Source organism: Brevibacterium sp., assembly GCF_052105255.1.
GTDB lineage: Bacteria > Actinomycetota > Actinomycetes > Actinomycetales > Brevibacteriaceae > Brevibacterium > Brevibacterium linens_B.
The window spans coordinates 1-16,776 of record NZ_JBQDYQ010000062.1 but is presented as its reverse complement, the minus strand read 5'-3'; the positions used below and the strand labels follow the sequence as shown (position 1 = coordinate 16,776).

At 62.6% G+C, this 16,776-nt stretch carries 16 protein-coding genes; 8 read left to right on the top strand and 8 right to left on the bottom strand.

Features of this window, described 5'->3' with window-relative positions:
- Nucleotides 1-8: 8 nt before the first annotated feature.
- The 7 genes from ACTIIH_RS13845 to dnaA form a co-directional block, all read right to left on the bottom strand.
- Nucleotides 9-878, bottom strand: coding sequence for a DUF3566 domain-containing protein (locus ACTIIH_RS13845; protein ID WP_441452437.1), 870 nt, complete (start codon nucleotides 876-878; stop codon nucleotides 9-11).
- Nucleotides 875-3,442 carry a DNA gyrase subunit A gene (gene gyrA / locus ACTIIH_RS13840; protein ID WP_441452436.1) on the bottom strand — a complete coding sequence of 856 codons (2,568 nt, stop codon included), beginning with the start codon at nucleotides 3,440-3,442 and terminating at the stop codon, nucleotides 875-877. Before gyrA ends, ACTIIH_RS13845 begins: the two co-directional genes overlap by 4 nt.
- 140 nt (nucleotides 3,443-3,582) lie before the next feature.
- Nucleotides 3,583-5,580 (bottom strand): DNA topoisomerase (ATP-hydrolyzing) subunit B, encoded by a 1,998-nt coding sequence (gene gyrB / locus ACTIIH_RS13835; RefSeq protein WP_441452434.1) that lies wholly within the window; start codon nucleotides 5,578-5,580, stop codon nucleotides 3,583-3,585.
- Between the two features lie 242 nt (nucleotides 5,581-5,822).
- Entirely contained in the window at nucleotides 5,823-6,335 is a 513-nt protein-coding gene (locus ACTIIH_RS13830; RefSeq protein WP_441452432.1) for a DUF721 domain-containing protein, read from the bottom strand.
- On the bottom strand, nucleotides 6,332-7,468 hold the full coding sequence (gene recF / locus ACTIIH_RS13825) for a DNA replication/repair protein RecF (protein ID WP_441452430.1): 1,137 nt from the start codon (nucleotides 7,466-7,468) through the stop codon (nucleotides 6,332-6,334). Before recF ends, ACTIIH_RS13830 begins: the two co-directional genes overlap by 4 nt.
- Nucleotides 7,469-8,608, bottom strand: a complete 1,140-nt coding sequence (gene dnaN, locus ACTIIH_RS13820) for a DNA polymerase III subunit beta (RefSeq protein WP_174521210.1) — start codon at nucleotides 8,606-8,608, stop codon at nucleotides 7,469-7,471.
- A gap of 557 nt (nucleotides 8,609-9,165) precedes the next feature.
- Entirely contained in the window at nucleotides 9,166-10,869 is a 1,704-nt protein-coding gene (gene dnaA, locus ACTIIH_RS13815; RefSeq protein ID WP_441452428.1) for a chromosomal replication initiator protein DnaA, read from the bottom strand.
- 415 nt (nucleotides 10,870-11,284) lie between these two features.
- Between dnaA and rpmH the strand changes: the two genes are divergently transcribed.
- The 7 genes from rpmH to ACTIIH_RS13780 all read left to right on the top strand — a co-directional run bounded on the left by rpmH (nucleotide 11,285) and on the right by ACTIIH_RS13780 (nucleotide 15,438).
- The gene (gene rpmH / locus ACTIIH_RS13810; RefSeq protein WP_039211706.1) at nucleotides 11,285-11,422 is read left to right on the top strand and encodes a 50S ribosomal protein L34; all 138 of its coding nucleotides are present in this window, start codon (nucleotides 11,285-11,287) and stop codon (nucleotides 11,420-11,422) included.
- 2 nt (nucleotides 11,423-11,424) lie between these two features.
- Nucleotides 11,425-11,790, top strand: coding sequence for a ribonuclease P protein component (rnpA, locus tag ACTIIH_RS13805; protein ID WP_441452425.1), 366 nt, complete (start codon nucleotides 11,425-11,427; stop codon nucleotides 11,788-11,790).
- On the top strand, nucleotides 11,774-12,130 hold the full coding sequence (gene yidD / locus ACTIIH_RS13800; RefSeq protein WP_248279044.1) for a membrane protein insertion efficiency factor YidD: 357 nt from the start codon (nucleotides 11,774-11,776) through the stop codon (nucleotides 12,128-12,130). Before rnpA ends, yidD begins: the two co-directional genes overlap by 17 nt.
- Before the next feature lie 133 nt (nucleotides 12,131-12,263).
- Nucleotides 12,264-13,217, top strand: a complete 954-nt coding sequence (gene yidC / locus ACTIIH_RS13795) for a membrane protein insertase YidC (protein WP_441452423.1) — start codon at nucleotides 12,264-12,266, stop codon at nucleotides 13,215-13,217.
- Nucleotides 13,218-13,225: 8 nt separating this feature from the next.
- Complete coding sequence (locus tag ACTIIH_RS13790) at nucleotides 13,226-13,783, top strand: Jag family protein (RefSeq protein ID WP_441452421.1); 558 nt, start codon at nucleotides 13,226-13,228, stop codon at nucleotides 13,781-13,783.
- Complete coding sequence (rsmG, locus tag ACTIIH_RS13785) at nucleotides 13,776-14,474, top strand: 16S rRNA (guanine(527)-N(7))-methyltransferase RsmG (RefSeq protein WP_441452419.1); 699 nt, start codon at nucleotides 13,776-13,778, stop codon at nucleotides 14,472-14,474. The genes ACTIIH_RS13790 and rsmG overlap by 8 nt, the downstream gene beginning before the upstream one ends.
- Nucleotides 14,475-14,541: 67 nt before the next feature.
- The gene (locus tag ACTIIH_RS13780) at nucleotides 14,542-15,438 is read left to right on the top strand and encodes a ParA family protein (protein WP_441452417.1); all 897 of its coding nucleotides are present in this window, start codon (nucleotides 14,542-14,544) and stop codon (nucleotides 15,436-15,438) included.
- A gap of 240 nt (nucleotides 15,439-15,678) precedes the next feature.
- Here the strand turns inward: ACTIIH_RS13780 and ACTIIH_RS13775 are convergent, their stop codons facing one another.
- Complete coding sequence (locus ACTIIH_RS13775; protein WP_441452415.1) at nucleotides 15,679-15,963, bottom strand: hypothetical protein; 285 nt, start codon at nucleotides 15,961-15,963, stop codon at nucleotides 15,679-15,681.
- 340 nt (nucleotides 15,964-16,303) lie between these two features.
- Between ACTIIH_RS13775 and ACTIIH_RS13770 the strand changes: the two genes are divergently transcribed.
- Nucleotides 16,304-16,776: ParB N-terminal domain-containing protein (locus ACTIIH_RS13770; RefSeq protein WP_441452413.1), on the top strand; the 473-nt coding region annotated here is incomplete at its 3' end.

Below are 16,776 nucleotides of genomic sequence, written 5' to 3'. Positions count from 1 at the left end.
GGGAGGGGTCAGTCGTCGGTGAGGGTGAGGCTGAATCCGCCGGCGATGAGGGAGCCGATGTTGTAGATGAAAGCCGCCAGGGTCGACAGCGCCGTCATCAGCACGATGTTGATGACCGCGATGATGAAGCCGGCAGCAACGACTCGGCCGAAGCCGAAGATCCCGATGATCCGCTCGGCCGACTCCGCGCCGGCGAGCTCGCTCATCGTCGATTCGAGGCCGCTCATCACACCGGTCGCCTGCAGCACGACCCAGAGCACGATGAACGCGACGATGGTGGCGATGCCGATCGCCACGGACATGAGGAACGACATCTTCATGACCGACCAGGGGTCGACCGCGGAGACGGTGAGGCGAACCGTGCGGGGGCCCTTCTTCTTGCTGCCCTTCCCGCTGTCGACCATGTTCTTCACGCCCATCTTCACGCTGCCGGAGCTGGCGCGGACGGTGTTCGCGGCATTTCCCATCACCGAGGTGGCGCCGCGGTTGCCGCCGTTCGATCCCTGGGAGCCCGATCCCTGCGATCCGGAGGCCGGTGCTCCGACCCCCTGGGAACCGGTCTGAGCACCCGATCCTTGAGATCCGGTGTGGGCCGATGGCGTCGATCCGGCCGAGGGCGCGCGGTTGGGCTTCGGCGAAGCCTTCGGTGCGGGAGGTGCGACGACGGTGGCGTTCTGGCTGTCGGGCCCCGAGGAACCGCGACCGGAATCGGATCCCTGTTTCGAGCCGGTTCCCGACCCGGAGTTCGAGCCCGACCCGGAGTTCGAACTCGCTCCGGCCGACTTCTCGTCCGACTTCGACGAGCCGGCCGTCAGACGGGTCGAGCCGCTCGACGTGCGTATGATCTTGCCTGAGCCTGGCTGTTTGCTATCGCTCACTCTTCCACATCCTCGTTGCCGGTCTGAGGCTCTGCGACCTCACCTTCCGGGACTTCGGCATCGTCTTCGCCTTCGATCTCGTCGTCGACCTCGGCTTCGGGCCCACGGGTCACTGCGATAATACGATCTTTCTTGCCCGGTTTCGCGAACACCACACCCATGGTGTTGCGTCCCTTCGCCGGAACTTCATCGATGCTCGATCGAACGATCTTACCGCGCTCCATGACCACGAGGACCTCCTCACCGTCTTCGACGATGAGTCCGCCTACCAAGTCTCCGCGCTGTTCGGTGATCTTCGCAACCCGGATTCCCAGGCCGCCGCGGCCCTGCAGACGGTATTCGTCGACGGGGGTGCGCTTGGCGTATCCGGCCTCGGTGACGACGAAGACATAGGTGTCGGGCTGGACGACGTCCATCGTCAGCAGCTCGTCGTCGTCCTTGAACTTCATACCGGTCACGCCCCCGGTGACCCGGCCCAGGGGACGGATCGACTCGTCGTCGGCGGCGAAGCGGATCGACATGCCCTTGCGCGAGATCAGCAGCAGGTGGTCATCGGCGCCGACGATGCGGGCCGAGACCAGTTCATCGGGCTGACCCTTGTATTCGCGCAGGTTGATGGCGATGACACCGCCGGTGCGGTTCGAGTCGTACTCACTCAGACGGGTCTTCTTCACCACACCGGAACGGGTGGCGAGGATGAGGAAGTCGGCCACCTCGTAGTCACGGATCGACAGCACCTGTGCGATCGACTCGCCCGGCTGGAGGGCGAGCAGGTTCGCCACATGCTGGCCCTTGGCATCGCGTGAGCCCTCGGGCAGCTCATAGGCCTTCGCCCGGTACACGCGTCCGGTGTTCGTGAAGAACAGCAGCCAGTTGTGGGTGGAGGTGACGAAGAACTGTTCGACGACGTCGTCGCCGCGCAGCGCGGCACCCTTGATGCCCTTGCCGCCTCGGTGCTGGGCACGGTAGAGGTGCGTCTGGGTCCGCTTCGCGTAGCCGCCGCGAGTGATCGTGACGACGACCTCCTCCTCGGGGATGAGGTCCTCCATGGAGACGTCTCCGTCGAAGCCGGCGAGGATCTTCGTGCGGCGGTCATCACCGTAGCGTTCGACGATCTCGTCGAGTTCCTCGGACACGATCTCACGTTGGCGAGACGGGGTTTCGAGGATGTGCTTGTATTCGGCGATCTGCGCCTCGATCTTCTCGGCCTCTTCCTGGATCTTCAGACGTTCCAGGGCGGCCAGACGGCGCAGCTGCAGATCGAGGATCGCATTCGCCTGGATCTCGTCGACCTCGAGCAGCTCCATCAGACCGGTCCGTGCCTCGTCCGAGGACGGGGAACGGCGGATCAGGGCGATGACCTCGTCGAGGGCGTCGAGGGCCTTGAGGTAGCCGCGCAGGATATGGGCGCGTTCCTCGGCCTTGCGCAGACGGAACTGAGTGCGGCGGACGATGACTTCGATCTGGTGCTTGACCCACAGGCGCAGGAACGAGTCGATGCTCAGCGTGCGCGGCACGCTGTCGACGAGGGCCAGCATGTTCGCGGAGAAGTTCTCCTGCAGCGAGGTGTGCTTGTACAGGTTGTTGAGCACGACCTTGGCCACGGCATCGCGCTTGAGCACGATGACCAGGCGCTGACCGGTGCGTCCCGAGGACTCATCGCGCAGATCCGCGATGCCGGCGACCTTGCCGTCCTTGACATAGGAGGCGATCTTCGCGGCCAGAGTGTCCGGGTTGACCATGTACGGCAGCTGGGTGACGACGAGGCAGGTGCGGCCCTGGATCTCTTCGACCTCGACGACGGCGCGCTGGGTGATCGATCCGCGGCCGGTGCGGTAGGTGTCCTCGATGCCCTTGCGGCCGAGGACCGTCGCGCCCATCGGGAAGTCCGGTCCCTTGATGAGGCCGAGAAGGGCCTCGAGCGCCTCTTCCTTGCTCGCCTCCGGGTGGGACAGCAGCCACTGCGCGCCGGCGGCGACCTCGCGGAGGTTGTGCGGAGGTATGTTCGTGGCCATGCCCACGGCAATTCCCGCCGAGCCGTTGACCAGGAGGTTCGGGAACCTGGAGGGCAGAACCATGGGTTCTTGGTTGCGCCCGTCATAGTTGTCCTGGAAGTCGACGGTGCCTTCTTCGATGTCCCGGACCATCTCCATGGCCAGGGGCGCCATCTTGCACTCGGTATAACGGGGGGCGGCCGCACCGTCGTCGCCCGGGGACCCGAAGTTGCCCTGACCGGAAACGAGAGGGTAGCGCATCGTCCACGGCTGCACGAGGCGGACCATGGCGTCGTAGATCGCCGTGTCGCCGTGCGGGTGGTACTGGCCCATGACGTCGCCGACGACGCGGGAGCACTTGGAGAAGTTCCGGTCGGGACGGTAGCCGCCGTCGAACATCGCGTAGAGGACGCGACGGTGGACGGGTTTGAGTCCGTCGCGGACGTCCGGCAGGGCACGTCCGACGATCACGCTCATCGCGTAGTCGAGGTAGGACCTCTGCATTTCGAGGTTGAGATCAACCTGTTCGATCCGGTTGATGTCTGTTCCGATATCGTTCTCGTCGGCCAATGTGGGCTCTTCCCTTGTGTTCGAACCGTGTCCGGTTGGATCTCAACCGTGTGCGGCGGCGATTGGTGCGTGCAAAGAATGGGTGCGGTGCATCCGGTCTCCCACCCTCACCGAGGCGGCTGCCCGGTGAGGGTGGATGCTCAGATGTCGAGGAAGCGGACGTCCTTCGCGTTCTCCTGGATGAAGCGGCGACGCGAATCCACGTCGTCGCCCATGAGGACGGTGAAGATCTCGTCGGCGACGATCGCATCGTCGAGCGACACCTGCTTGAGCAGCCGGTGGTCGGGATCCATCGTCGTCTCCCACAGCTCTTCGTAGTTCATCTCGCCCAGACCCTTGTAGCGCTGGATCGCGAGATCCTTCGGCAGTCGCTTGCCGGCGGCCCGACCGGTCTCGAGCAGTCCGTCGCGTTCCTTGTCGGTGTAGGCGAACTGGTGCGGGGCGTTCGACCACTTGATGCGGTAGAGCGGCGGGGTGGCGAGGTAGACGTAGCCGTGTTCGATGAGCGGCTTCATGTACCGGAAGATCAGCGTCAGCAGCAGGGTCGTGATGTGCTGACCGTCGACATCGGCGTCGGCCATGAGGACGATCTTGTGATAGCGGAGCTTCTCGAGGTCGAACTCCTCACCGATGCCTGTGCCGAAGGCCGTGATCATCGCCTGGACTTCGTTGTTGCCCAAGGCCCGGTCGAGGCGAGCCTTTTCGACGTTGAGGATCTTTCCGCGCAGCGGCAGGATCGCCTGAGTGTTCGGGTTGCGGCCCTGAGTCGCCGAGCCGCCGGCCGAGTCACCCTCGACGATGAAGACTTCGGATACGAAAGGGTCCTTCGACTGGCAGTCCTTGAGTTTGCCGGGCATACCCGAGGACTCGAGCAGTCCCTTGCGGCGAGTGGCCTCACGAGCCTTGCGAGCGGCCAAGCGGGCCTGGGAGGCCTGCAGCGCCTTGCGCACGACGTCCTTGGCCTGGGCCGGGTTCGACTCGAACCAGTGTCCGAGTTCGTCACGGACCACGCGCTGGACGAAGCCCTTGACCTCGGAGTTGCCGAGCTTCGTCTTCGTCTGACCCTCGAACTGGGGATCGCCGAGCTTGACGGAGATGACGGCCGTGAGCCCCTCGCGGATGTCATCGCCGGTGAGGTTCGGGTCCTTGTCGCGCAGCAGCTTCTGTTCCTTCGCATACGCGTTGACCAGCGAGGTCAGAGCCGTCCGGAAGCCCTCTTCGTGGGTGCCGCCCTCATGGGTGTTGATGACGTTGGCGTAGGTGTGGACCGACTCGTTGTACGACGTCGTCCACTGCATCGCGATCTCGAGCGCAAGAGTCTGTTCGCCCTCTTCGGCTTCGAAGACGATGACATCGGGATGGACGAGATCGGCCTTCTTCGTCGAGTTGAGGTATTCCACATAGTCGAGCAGACCGTTCGCGTATTCGTAGGTGACGGTGCGCGGCTTCCACTCGGTCGCCTCGTCCTCGTCGATCTGAACATCGTCGTCATCGACTTCGTTGTGGCGCTCATCGGTGAGGCTGATCTTCAGGCCCTTGTTGAGGAAGGCCATCTGCTGGAAGCGCGCACGGAGGTATTCGTAGGAGAAGTCCGTAGTCTCGAAGATCGAGCCGTCGGGCCAGAAGGTCACGGTCGTGCCGGTCTCGTCGGTGGCGTCTCCGCGCTGCAGCTCGCCAGTGGGCACGCCCCGGACGAAGTCCATCGTCCACGTGTACCCGTCACGTCTGACCTCGACAGCGAGTCGTTCGGACAGTGCGTTGACGACGGTCGAACCCACACCGTGAAGACCGCCTGCCACGGCATATCCGCCGCCGCCGAACTTTCCGCCGGCGTGGAGGATCGTGAGGATCACCTCGACGGTCGGCTTGCCCTCGGTGGGGTGCATGGCCACGGGCATGCCACGGCCGTCATCGGCGACGCGGACGCCGCCATCGGGGAGGATGGTGACCTCGATATGATCGCAATAGCCGGCCATCGCCTCATCGACGGAGTTGTCGACGATCTCCTGAACGAGGTGGTGGAGACCGCGTTCCGAGGTCGAACCGATGTACATGCCGGGTCGTTTCCGGACTGCCTCGAGACCCTCGAGTACAGTGATGTCGCCGGCATCATAATGAGGCTGATCCTCGGTCGTCATATGACTCCTTGTTCGGATGGTCGCTATCAGCTCCTCATTCTACCGCGCCGAACGCTGAAATGCCCGTAAGCGGCCTGTGAAGGCGTATTTCCCGAATTTTCGTGCCGCAGATGTACCCCCGGGCAGGTCAGGGAGCGCCTATGGCCGTTTGAGGCCTTCTGTGTTCTTCTCAGAAATGCACGGGGGTTCTTCTCAGAAATACAGGGATACTTCCGGGAATTTCGCCGAGGTGGCTGCCCACTTCACCCGAATGTGTCCCGAGGTCCGCGGCCGGCCACCGATCGTCGACCGCGTTTGAAGCTGCGTCCCTGTGGCCCCTTGATCTCGATCTCCGTGATCGTCGCCGAGCCCAGTCCCTCCTCGAGCTTGCGCAGGATCGTCGGTCTGAGCACCCGCAGCTGGGTTGCCCAGGTCGTCGAGTCAGCGGCGATGACGAGCAAGGGAGGAGAGAAGTCGACGGGAGTCGCGTGCTGGGCCACCTGGGGTCCGACGAGGTCGGGCCACCGGCCGAGCACCTTGCCGATGTCGAGTGAGGACGACCAGCCGCGGTCCGAGATGAGCGACCCGAGCACGGATGACACGGTCTTCGGGTCACGGCCGTCTCTGCCCGATCCGGAGTAGACGGCTTCGCCGCGCAGGCGGGAACGGCGACGGCTGCGAACGAACTTCGCTTCGGTGACCTCCATCCGTCGGACTCGGTCAAGGGCTTCGAGTGCGGCGACGGGAGTGGAGTAGTCCCGGTCGATGCCGCTCATGATGTGCTGCTCTGCAGGAGTCGGGACTGGTCGATTCGGATTCCCTCGAGGCCATCGGGCAGATCGGAGTCGACGGCCGCAGTGATGAAGACCTGCTCGGCCGATGTCACTCTGGACGCCAGACGCTGACGCCGACCGGTGTCGAGTTCGGCGAAGACGTCATCGAGGACGAGGATCGGCTGTTCGGCGGCGCTGCCGGCATCGGCAGAGAGCAGATCCCATCCAGCCAGCTGCATGGCCAGCGCCAGCGACCAGGTCTCTCCATGAGAGGCGTAGCCCTTCGCCGGATGGGTTCCGATCATCAGCGACAGGTCATCGCGACCGGGTCCGTGCAGGGTCAGTCCGCGCTCGATCTCCGTCGTCCGGCGGCGGTCGAGGGCCGCCAGCAGCAGCTCCTTGCAGTCGGCAGCGGATGCTGCCGGCGAGTAGTCGATGCGCGAGTCATAGGCGATATGAGCACCTTGCCGCTCAAGTCGGGCGTCGGCGGCGATGTAGGCGAAGTTCGTCTGCAGCGGCTCGACGATATCGGCGAGGATCCGCTGCCTGCCGAAGACGAGCTCGGCCGCAGAGTCCGCGTAGGCCATGTTCCAGATGTCGAGAGTCGTCTCGAGGCCGGGATCGCGATCCTCGCGGAGTCGTTTGAGCAGAGCATTGCGCTGTTTGAGTGCCCGCTCGAAGTCCGTGATGATCGAGGCGAAGCGGGGATTGCGGGCCACGACGAGAGTGTCGATCCAGGACCGGCGTTCGGCAGGTTCGCCTCTCACCAGGCTGAGGTCCTCGGGAGCGAAGACGACACAGGAGACGAGGCCGAGGATGTCTTTGAGCTTGACCGCGTTGCGGTTGACCCGGGCCCGGTTGGCGCCTTTGGCCTGGATGGTCACCTCGACGGTGGCGTGCCGCTGATCCCGGTTGACCAGTGCGGACACGGTCGCAGCCGGTCTGTCCTCGTGGACGAGTGGAGCGTCGAAGGCCACCCGATGGGAGCGCTGATGAGCGAGGTACCCGATCGCCTCGACGATATTGGTCTTACCGGTCCCGTTGTCGGCCACGAATGTGGTGACTCCGGGTGAGAACTCGAGGTCGAGCTCGGGATACGACCGATAGTCACGCAGGGAGAGTCGGGATATCCACATTCAGATGCGCGTGGGCATGAGCAGATAGCGGTAGGACTCGTCGGCGGGTCCGTCGAGTTCTTTCTGCCCTGAGATGATCACCGGTTTCATCGGCTGTGTGAAGGAGAAGTTCACATAGGGACTCTCGACAGCGGCGAGGCCCTCGGCGATGTAGTGCGGGTTGAATCCGACGGTGATCTCGTCGCCCTGCAGGGTGGCTTCGACGGCTTCGGAGGCCTGAGCGTCGTCACCGGTGCCGGCATGCAGGGTGAGCATGCCGTCGGTGACCTCGAAGCGCAGCGGGGTGTTGCGTTCGGCCACGAGCGAGACGCGGCGAACGGCCTCACGCAGCACAGCGGTCTCCACGATGGCATGGATCGGAACCGACTCCGGGAACAGCGACCGGACCTTCGGGTATTCGCCCTCGATGAGCAGCGAGGTGGTGACTCGACCGGCCGAGGTGAAGGAGATGAGGTCCTTGCCGGCATCGGTGCTCAGACCGATCGTGACATCGCCGCCGAGGGACTTCGAGACATCGGAGAGCGTGCGCCCACGCAGCAGGGCCACGGCCGAGACGTCGGGGCGGCCCGGGTTCCAGGTGAATTCGCGAACGGCCAGACGGTAGCGGTCGGTGGCGAGCATCGTGACCTTCTCGCCCTCGATCTCGACTCTCACGCTGGTGAGGATCGGCAGGGTGTCGTCCTTCGAGGTCGCGATCGTGACCTGTGAGACGGCGTTCTGGAACTCACCGGCAGAGACGGTGCCCGAGTCGTCGGGGATCTGCGGCAGTGCCGGGTACTCAGCCACAGGCATCGTCATCAGCGAGAAGCGAGAGGAGCCGCAGGTGACGTCGACCTTCGCATCGATCTGCTCGAGGGTGACCTCCTGGTTCGGCAGCGCCTTAGAGATGTCAGCGAGCAGACGACCGGAGACCAGCACAGTTCCCGCGGAGGCGACATCGGCGACGATCTCGACGCGGGAGGAGACTTCGTAGTCGAAGACAGCCAGGCGCACTGTGCCGCCCGCTTCGGCGGTGATGAGGATGCCGGTGAGGACCGGAGCGGAAGGACGGTTGGGCAGAGTCTTGGTAGCCCAGGCAACAGCGTCAGCGAGAACGTCGCGATTGACTTTGAACTTCAAGGGGGATGCTTCCGCGTTCACTTTACTCCTTCGGGGTGGCCACCCGACCTGCACTGGGCATCTGGCACAAGATTCCGGGTTGCGAGTCACAGGCTCGATACTGCTCGGAAAACTTTACACAGCCTATCCGATTTGTGCCCACCTCAGGAGTGCCCGCCGAAAAGGGCCGCCAAGGGCTGCCAGCAGAGTGAATCTCGCATTAGAGAATCACTCGAGATCCTGTGTTCGAATATTCGGCAGCTCGGCACCTGTGTCGAACTCGAGGCCCCGAGCTCGAAGCTCATCCACCGCAGCAGTCGGTGGCGGTCGCCCTCTGAAGAGTTGAATTCACTTGGTAGAAGTATCAGCACCTGTGGAGACTGTGGACAAGTGCCGCTTACCCCAGAGTAATCAAGGGTTCTGACCGACTATGGACTTGTGGATGCCATGTGCACCGCGACCGAGGCGTCGGTGGGCGCTTGGGTAAACACAAGCATGTAGTTCACATCTTTCCACCCGTGCAGCAGTTCTGTCCACCGGTCTGTCCCCAGCTGTGAGCAATTGTCCCCAGGGTTATCCACAGATGTGTATGACGTCTTCTATAGGCGGTGCTGTTGTTTAATGCGGTTTGTGAGTTCGGTGACCTGCGTGTAGACGGCCCGTCGTTCGGCCATCTGAGTTCGAATCTTCTTGTTCGCGTGCATCACGGTCGTGTGATCGCGTCCACCGAAGGCCTGTCCGATCTTCGGCAGGGACAGGTCGGTGAGCTCACGGCACAGATACATGGCGATCTGTCTGGCCGTGGTCAGCGTCCGGGACCGGGAGGTTCCGCACAGGTCGTCGAGGGTGAGGCTGAAGTAGGCAGCGGTCTGGCCCATGATGTCCGCGGCCGAGACAGCGGGGGTGTCATCCGGGGTGATGAAGTCCTTGAGGACGGTCTCTGCCAAGGAGACGTCGATCTGCTGATCGTTGAGGTTGGCGAAGGCCGTCACCCGGATGAGGGCGCCTTCGAGTTCGCGGATGTTCGAGGACACCCGGGAGGCGATGTATTCGAGGACGTCATCGGGGACGTCGAGGTGTTCGGCCGCGGCCTTGCGGCGCAGAATGGCGAACCGGGTCTCCATATCCGGCGGCTGCACGTCCGTGAGCAGACCCCATTCGAATCGGGAACGCAGCCGCTCCTCGAAGCCCTTGAGCATCTTCGGCGGCTGATCGGAGGTGATGACGACCTGTTTGGCCTCATTGTGCAGAGCATTGAAGGTATGGAAGAACTCTTCGACGGTCGCATCCTTGCCTTGCAGGAACTGGATGTCGTCGATCATGAGGATGTCGACCTCCCGGTAACGGCGCTGGAAGGCAGGCCGCAGGGCGTTCGACGTCTTCGACGAGCCGATCGTGTTGATGAAGTCGTTGACGAACTCTTCGCTGGAGACGTATTTCACCCGGATCTCGGGGAACAGCTGAGTCGCGTAGTAGCCGATCGCATGGAGCAGGTGAGTCTTGCCCAGTCCCGAGTCCCCATAGATGAACAGGGGGTTGTACGCCTTGGCCGGAGCCTCGGCCACGGCGAATGCCGCGGCGTGGGCGAACCTGTTGGACGCGCCGATGACGAAGGTGTCGAAGGTGTACTTCGGGTTGAGCTGGGCGACGCCGGGAGCATCGATGGGCGGACCCATCGGGGCGGCGGTCGCCTCGGCGATCTTCATCTCACGGTCGGTCATGCCCGACTCGGCCGGGTCCTGAGGCTGCTGCTGGGCGGGCATCTGCCTCGCCGGAGGTGCCGACGTCTCCGCCTGCGGCATCTGAGTACTCGGGGTCTGCGCGGCGGGTTGGCCCTGGCCTGGTTGGCCCTGGTTCGGCTGGGGGATTTGAGGAGTCGACTGATCGGCGGGGGTCGGTCGCACCGGTTCGGCCGCCTCGGCGGGGGCGGGTTCCGGTGTGCCCGTCGTCGAGGTGGAGGTGACCGGATCGATGGGGACCTGGGTTCCCGGGGTCGGCTCCCCGATGAGGTCTTCGAAGCGGATCGGCACGTCGAGTTCCGGATCGACGACGAAGCCGAAGGTCACGTCGAACCCGAGAACCTTGGAGAACTCCCTGGTCAGAGGGCCGAGCAGCCGGGTCTCAATGGTGCGACGGGTGTGTTCGTCGCGCACGGCGAGGAGGACGAGGGCATTGTCGACGAGGGCTTTGGGCACGGCGAGGGAGAGGAATCCCTTCTGGTGCGACGTGAGGTTCGGGTCCTGTTCCAGGTTTGAGACCACCGTGCGCCAACGGCTGATGAGCTCATTTTTGGAATTCGACACCGTCACATTTCCTCAGCTTTCAAAAAATTGGTTCTGGCGTGATCCACACCTGTGCATGACTTCCACATAGTTTTCCACAGAATGTGGACTCTTGCCGACTCAACCTGGTGAATCTCCACACTCGTGGATTAGCTTGTGGAAAACTACATGGGTGTGACTTGTGGACGCGCGTCGGTGACGGGAACGCGAACGGTGATGAATCTCGGGCGAGCGTGACGTGGAACATGCCGATCCCGTTTGACCGCTCGGAATGCGCCTCGCTAAGATGGAGTGTCCTGTGTACCGGGCTTCATCCGATTATCCTGATTATCTTTTGGCTCTTATGCACAGGAGTGCTCGGCGGTCGAGACTCGCACCGCCGTTTTTTGTGAGAACGCACCGGCGTTCGCCCGCAACCTAGAAATCGGAGACTGAAGTGAGCAAGCGTACATTCCAGCCCAATAACCGTAAGCGCGCCAAGAAGCACGGCTTCCGTCTGCGTATGCGCACCCGCGCCGGACGCTCGATCCTGGCTGCACGTCGTCGCAAGGGACGTTCCGACATTTCGGCCTGAGCATGCTTGACGCGGCACATCGGATCCGCAGCGGCGAAGACTTCAGACGAATCTTCAGAGCCGGGGTCCGGGTGCGCACAGAGCATCTCATGGCGCACAGCCTGAGAGACACCGATGATACCCACGCTGCGCGCGTGGGTTTCATCGTATCCAAGGCCGTCGGAAACGCCGTGGTGCGCAACCGCACCAAGCGTCGTCTGCGCGAGATCATGCGTGCGCGTCTCGGTGAGCTGAGAACAGGAGATCTGTTCGTCATCCGGGCGCTGCCGCATGCGGGACGGGCCGACTTCGCCATTCTGTCTGCCGAAGTCGACGAGCTGCTGATCAAGGCAGAGAAGAAGCTGGAACGTCGTGGACGCCGAGCATGATCTGAAACATGTCTCCGAGGTGCCCCGACGGCCGGCCGGTTTCTGGCCCACACTCGGCTGGATCGTCCTGGTCGGTCCGAGGATGCCGTTCGTCTGGTTCATCCGCGCCTATCGGATCGTGATCTCTCCTCTCTACGGCCAAGTGTGCCGCTATTATCCCAGCTGCTCCATGTACGGTCTCGAAGCGTTCGAGATACACGGAGTTCTCAAGGGAGTGGTGTTAACTGGGTGGCGCATACTGCGCTGCAACCCGTGGTCGCACGGCGGCGTCGACCATGTGCCGGGATCGGCGCGGGAGGCCAGGTCGAAGACCATCCACCGCGGTCAGGCACACAGTTAGAACATATTGAACTCGCAGTCCGCGAGCGAGCGCGAACAAGCGGACTGCCCCGGGGCACACGTCGTGTCGCGCACACCTGTGAACAATGGCAAAATGAACGACGCGCCAGCATCGTTGTAACGAGGAGAACTGAATGGACTGGATGGACAAGCTGCTCTACCCGCTGCAGTGGGTAGTTGCTTGGATCCTCGCGATCTTCCACGAGATCTTCACCGCGATCGGCCTGCCTGCCGACAGCGGTTGGACCTGGGTGCTCTCGATCGCCGGACTGACCGTGGTGATCCGTGCTCTCCTCATCCCTCTCTTCGTCTACCAGATCAAATCGCAGCGCAAGATGCAGCTGCTGCAGCCGGAGATCCAGCGTCTGCAGGCGAAGTACAAAGGCAAGAAGGACCAGTACTCTCGCCAGGCCATGGCCGAAGAGCAGATGGCACTGTTCCGCGACAACAAGACCAGCCCCTGGGCATCGTGCCTGCCGCTGCTCGTGCAGATGCCGATCTTCTTCTCGCTCTTCCGCGTCATCCACAACATGCCGAAGGTCGCCGAGGGCTCTGTCGGCGCGATCGGCGGCTTCACTCAGCAGCTGGCGATTCAGGCCGAGAACTCCTCGATCTTCGGCATCAGCCTTTCGGCGGTCTTCACCGACCCAGGCTTTGCAGTCAAGCTGCTGACCGGTGTGCTCATCGTCGTCATGGCCGCCACCATGTTCATCACCCAGAAGCAGATGATGGCGAAGAACATGTCGGAGTCGGCGATGGCCAACCCGATGATGCAGTCGCAGAAGATGCTGCTCTATGTGATGCCTCTCGTCTTCGGCATCGGCGGCATCTACTTCCCGCTCGGTGTCCTCATCTACTGGCTGGTCTCGAACACCTGGACGATGGCTCAGCAGCACATGGTCATCCGCAATATGCCCGCGCCCGGCTCGAAGGCCGAGAAGGAGATGCTTGAGCGCAAGGCTCGCAAGGGCAAGGCCGTGAAGCAGGATGAGCTCAAGGGCTCGACCGTCACCGAGGAGGCCCCGAAGAAGAGCGGCCAGCGGCAGCAGCCTGTGAGCAAGAACCGTAAAAAGAACAAGAAGCGCTGAGGACAGACATGACCGAAGAGAAGACTGACGAGACCTCCGAACAGACACCGGAAGAGACTTCGGAGGAGACCTCGACGAAGCCGAGCCGTGCCGAACTCCTCGAAGAAGAGGGTGAGATCGCCGCGGACTACCTCGAAGAGCTGATGGATCTGGCCGACATCGACGGCGATATCGACATCGATGTCGCTGACGGTCGTGCGCAGCTGTCCATCGTCTGCGAGGACGACGAGGACTCGAACCTGAGTACCCTCCTCGGCCGTGAGGGCCGGACCCTCGGTGCGCTGCAGGAACTCAGCCGTCTGGCCGTGCAGACGCAGACCGGTCAGCGGTCGTGGCTGATGCTCGATATCGACGGCTTCCGCAACAGCCGTCGCGAAGAGCTGGTCAAGAAGGCCAAGCGTGCCATCGACGAGGTCAAGGACGGCGGCGAAGAATTCGCGTTCAAACCGATGAACAGCTTCGAACGCAAGATCGTCCATGACCAGGCAGCCCGCGCCGGTTTGGTCTCGGAGTCCGAGGGTGAGGGCGACGGTCGTCATGTCGTCATCCGGCTCGCCGATGACTGATCAGCCCGAGAACGACACCGAGCTCTCGGACGAGACCGAGCTCTCGAACGAATCGACGACATCGGAGATCGAGTCGCCTCCGCCCGGCACCGAAGAGTACTTCGGTGCGGCTTATCCTGCCGCGCAGCGGTATGCCGAGCACTTGGCCACGACCGGAATCGACTGGGGGCTCATCGGTCCGCGTGAGGTCGATCGCCTGTGGACTCGGCATATTCTCAATTGTGCTGTGGTCGCCGAGCATATCGGTGAGAACGAAGTCGTCGGCGACGTCGGCAGCGGAGCCGGCCTGCCCGGAATTCCGATCGCGCTGCTGCGCCCGGAGGCGAAGATCGTCCTGATCGAGCCGATGGAACGTCGCGTCGAATGGCTGAACATGGTCGTCGATGATCTGGGTATTGAGAATGTGCGCATCGTTCGCGCACGGGTCGAGGAACTCGTCGACGAGGAGATGTTCACGGTCGTGACTGCACGTGCGGTCAAGGCGATGACGACCCTCATCGAATGGACCCGCGAGGTCATCAGCCCCGGAGGACGGATCCTCGCCCTCAAGGGAGCTTCGGTCGAAGGTGAGCTTGCCAAGGCGAAGAAGCTGATCAAACGGTATCGATTCGCGCAGCCCGAGATCCATATCGTTGATGGCGGCGGCATCCTCGAGGTTCCGAGTCGTGTCGTCGAGATAGTCAAGAAATAGTACGAAGTAGAGTTGGTCTAGGCTGGATGAGAGCCTTGTGAAACCGATGGATGATGGAGTGCGCCCTATGCCGATCATGGATGAGTCGTCTCCCATTGGTGCCGCGATTGCACGGGACAACCGGCGAGCGGATCGACTGTCGCAGACAACCTTTCCACGGCCGGACTCGACCCGCATCTTCACGATCGCGAACCAGAAGGGCGGCGTCGGAAAGACGACGACGGCGGTGAACATCGCGGCTGCCCTGGCCAATCAGGGACTCAACGTCCTGCTCATCGACATCGATCCCCAGGGCAATGCGAGCACCGCCCTGGGCATCGACCATTATTCCGAGGTCACGAGCATCTATGACGTCCTCATCGACGATGTTCCGATGCGCGAGGCTGTGGCACAGTGTCCGGACTTCGACACTCTCAAGTGTGTGCCGGCCACCATCGACCTCGCCGGCGCGGAGATCGAACTCGTGTCCCTCGTCGCGCGCGAGCAGAGACTGCAGCGTGCCCTGGGTATCTATCTCAAAGAAGAGGAAGCAGCCGGAGACCGCGTCGACTACATCATCATCGACTGCCCGCCGAGCCTCGGTCTGCTGACAGTGAACGCCTTCGTGGCAGCTCGCGAGGTCCTCATTCCGATCCAGTGCGAATACTATGCACTCGAGGGACTGAGCCAGCTGCTCAAGAACATCCAGCTCATCCAGAAGCATCTCAATCCTGAGCTCACGATCTCCACGATTCTGCTGACGATGTATGACGGTCGGACGAACCTCAGCGCTCAGGTCGCCGAGGATGTGCGCACCCACTTCCCGGAGCAGGTGCTCGGCACTGCTATCCCGAGATCGGTGAGGATCTCCGAGGCACCGAGCTATGGCCAGACCGTGATCTCATATGACCCACATTCCAGCGGTGCCCTGTCGTATCGGGAAGCAGCTGAAGAGATAGCGAATCGAGGAGTAAGTCGTGGCTGAACGCAAGAAGAGGGGCCTGGGGCGCGGGCTCGGAGCATTGATCCCCGACGCGAACTCCAACGATCGTCCGGTCGATGTATTCTTCTCCGGCGGGAACACGGAGGATGGCAAGGCTGAGACGAAGACGCCTCGCTCTTCGCGGACCGACCCTGCTGCGTCGATGCAGTCATCTCGGCGACGCAAGCCGAAGGCTAGGCCGACCAAGGATTCGACCTCCAACGCCTCACCGTCCAAGGCTTTTCAGTCCAAAGCAGACGAAGCGCAGTCCGCTGAAACGACGTCGACCGGTTCGACATCAGCGTCGAAATCGTCGTCTGCCAGGACGTCTGCGTCCACTCCCGCAGGGTCGAAGTCGACCGCTTCGAAGTCGACCGCTTCGAAGTCCACCGGTACGAAGTCGACTAGTTCCAAGTCGAGCACGACGAAGACATCCAAGGCGAAGACGTCGACGGGTAAGGCAGGTGCCGCGAAAGCCCCGACGGCTAAGGCGAGTCCTGCGAAGACGAACGGGGGCAATGCCTCCAAACCAACTTCTGCTGCCAAAACGACCACCCCGAAGACGAAGGCAGGGCCATCCGCTTCCGCGGCACCGGCTGAGGACGCAGAGAAGGCTCCTGCAGCCGCGAAAGCGAGTACGCGGAAGACTTCCTCCCCGGCCTCGGTTTCCGGTTCGGCAATTAGCGACAGTGATGTTGCACCTATAGAGTCGAGTGCGGTTGCGCAGTCCGATTCGACTCCCGCACATGACAACGCTTCGGCTGACGTCGTTCCAGATGAACGCACCGATGCGCAGGAGACCGAGTCCGCAAACGCAGCCGCGGCCGCTCCGTCGCCGGAGGATGACGTCCGGGAAACTCATCCCGGCGTGTACAGGTCTTCCGGTCGCAGCAGCGACGACGCTGAGGATGATGAGAAAGCGTCGTCAGCAGACGCGGCTGGTGACAATGCTGTCAGGACTACTAATGTAGTCGCTGCTGGCCCAGCCGACGCTCAAGACGAGGGCGAGCCGGTTACTTCGGCGGCAACGGATTCCTCGTTCTCAGCCCTTTCGGAATCGACTGAGCACTCGACTTCCTCCGGCACGTCTGAAGAGTCCGGTGAGTCGAACACGGCTGAAGGCGCTGATGACGGCGATGCCGACGAGTATGACGGCGTTGAGTCCATTCCGGATACCGAGTTCGGTGAGATCGACGTTGATCTCATCGATGCGAACCCACGACAGCCACGCACTGTCTTCGACGAAGATCTGTTGGCTGAGCTCGTCCACAGCATTCGTGAGATCGGGGTCCTTCAGCCTGTCGTCGTCAGGCAGAAGCCCAGCGACCGTTCGCGGTTCGA

Coding starts and splice junctions, on each gene's coding strand:
- rsmG (WP_441452419.1), top strand. CDS start 13,776: ATGACTGATCAGCCCGAGAACGACACCGAGCTCTCGGACGAGACCGAG.
- ACTIIH_RS13780 (WP_441452417.1), top strand. CDS start 14,542: ATGCCGATCATGGATGAGTCGTCTCCCATTGGTGCCGCGATTGCACGG.
- rnpA (WP_441452425.1), top strand. CDS start 11,425: ATGCTTGACGCGGCACATCGGATCCGCAGCGGCGAAGACTTCAGACGA.
- ACTIIH_RS13830 (WP_441452432.1), bottom strand. CDS start 6,335: ATGAGCGGCATCGACCGGGACTACTCCACTCCCGTCGCCGCACTCGAA.
- yidC (WP_441452423.1), top strand. CDS start 12,264: ATGGACTGGATGGACAAGCTGCTCTACCCGCTGCAGTGGGTAGTTGCT.
- gyrB (WP_441452434.1), bottom strand. CDS start 5,580: ATGACGACCGAGGATCAGCCTCATTATGATGCCGGCGACATCACTGTA.
- recF (WP_441452430.1), bottom strand. CDS start 7,468: ATGTGGATATCCCGACTCTCCCTGCGTGACTATCGGTCGTATCCCGAG.
- ACTIIH_RS13790 (WP_441452421.1), top strand. CDS start 13,226: ATGACCGAAGAGAAGACTGACGAGACCTCCGAACAGACACCGGAAGAG.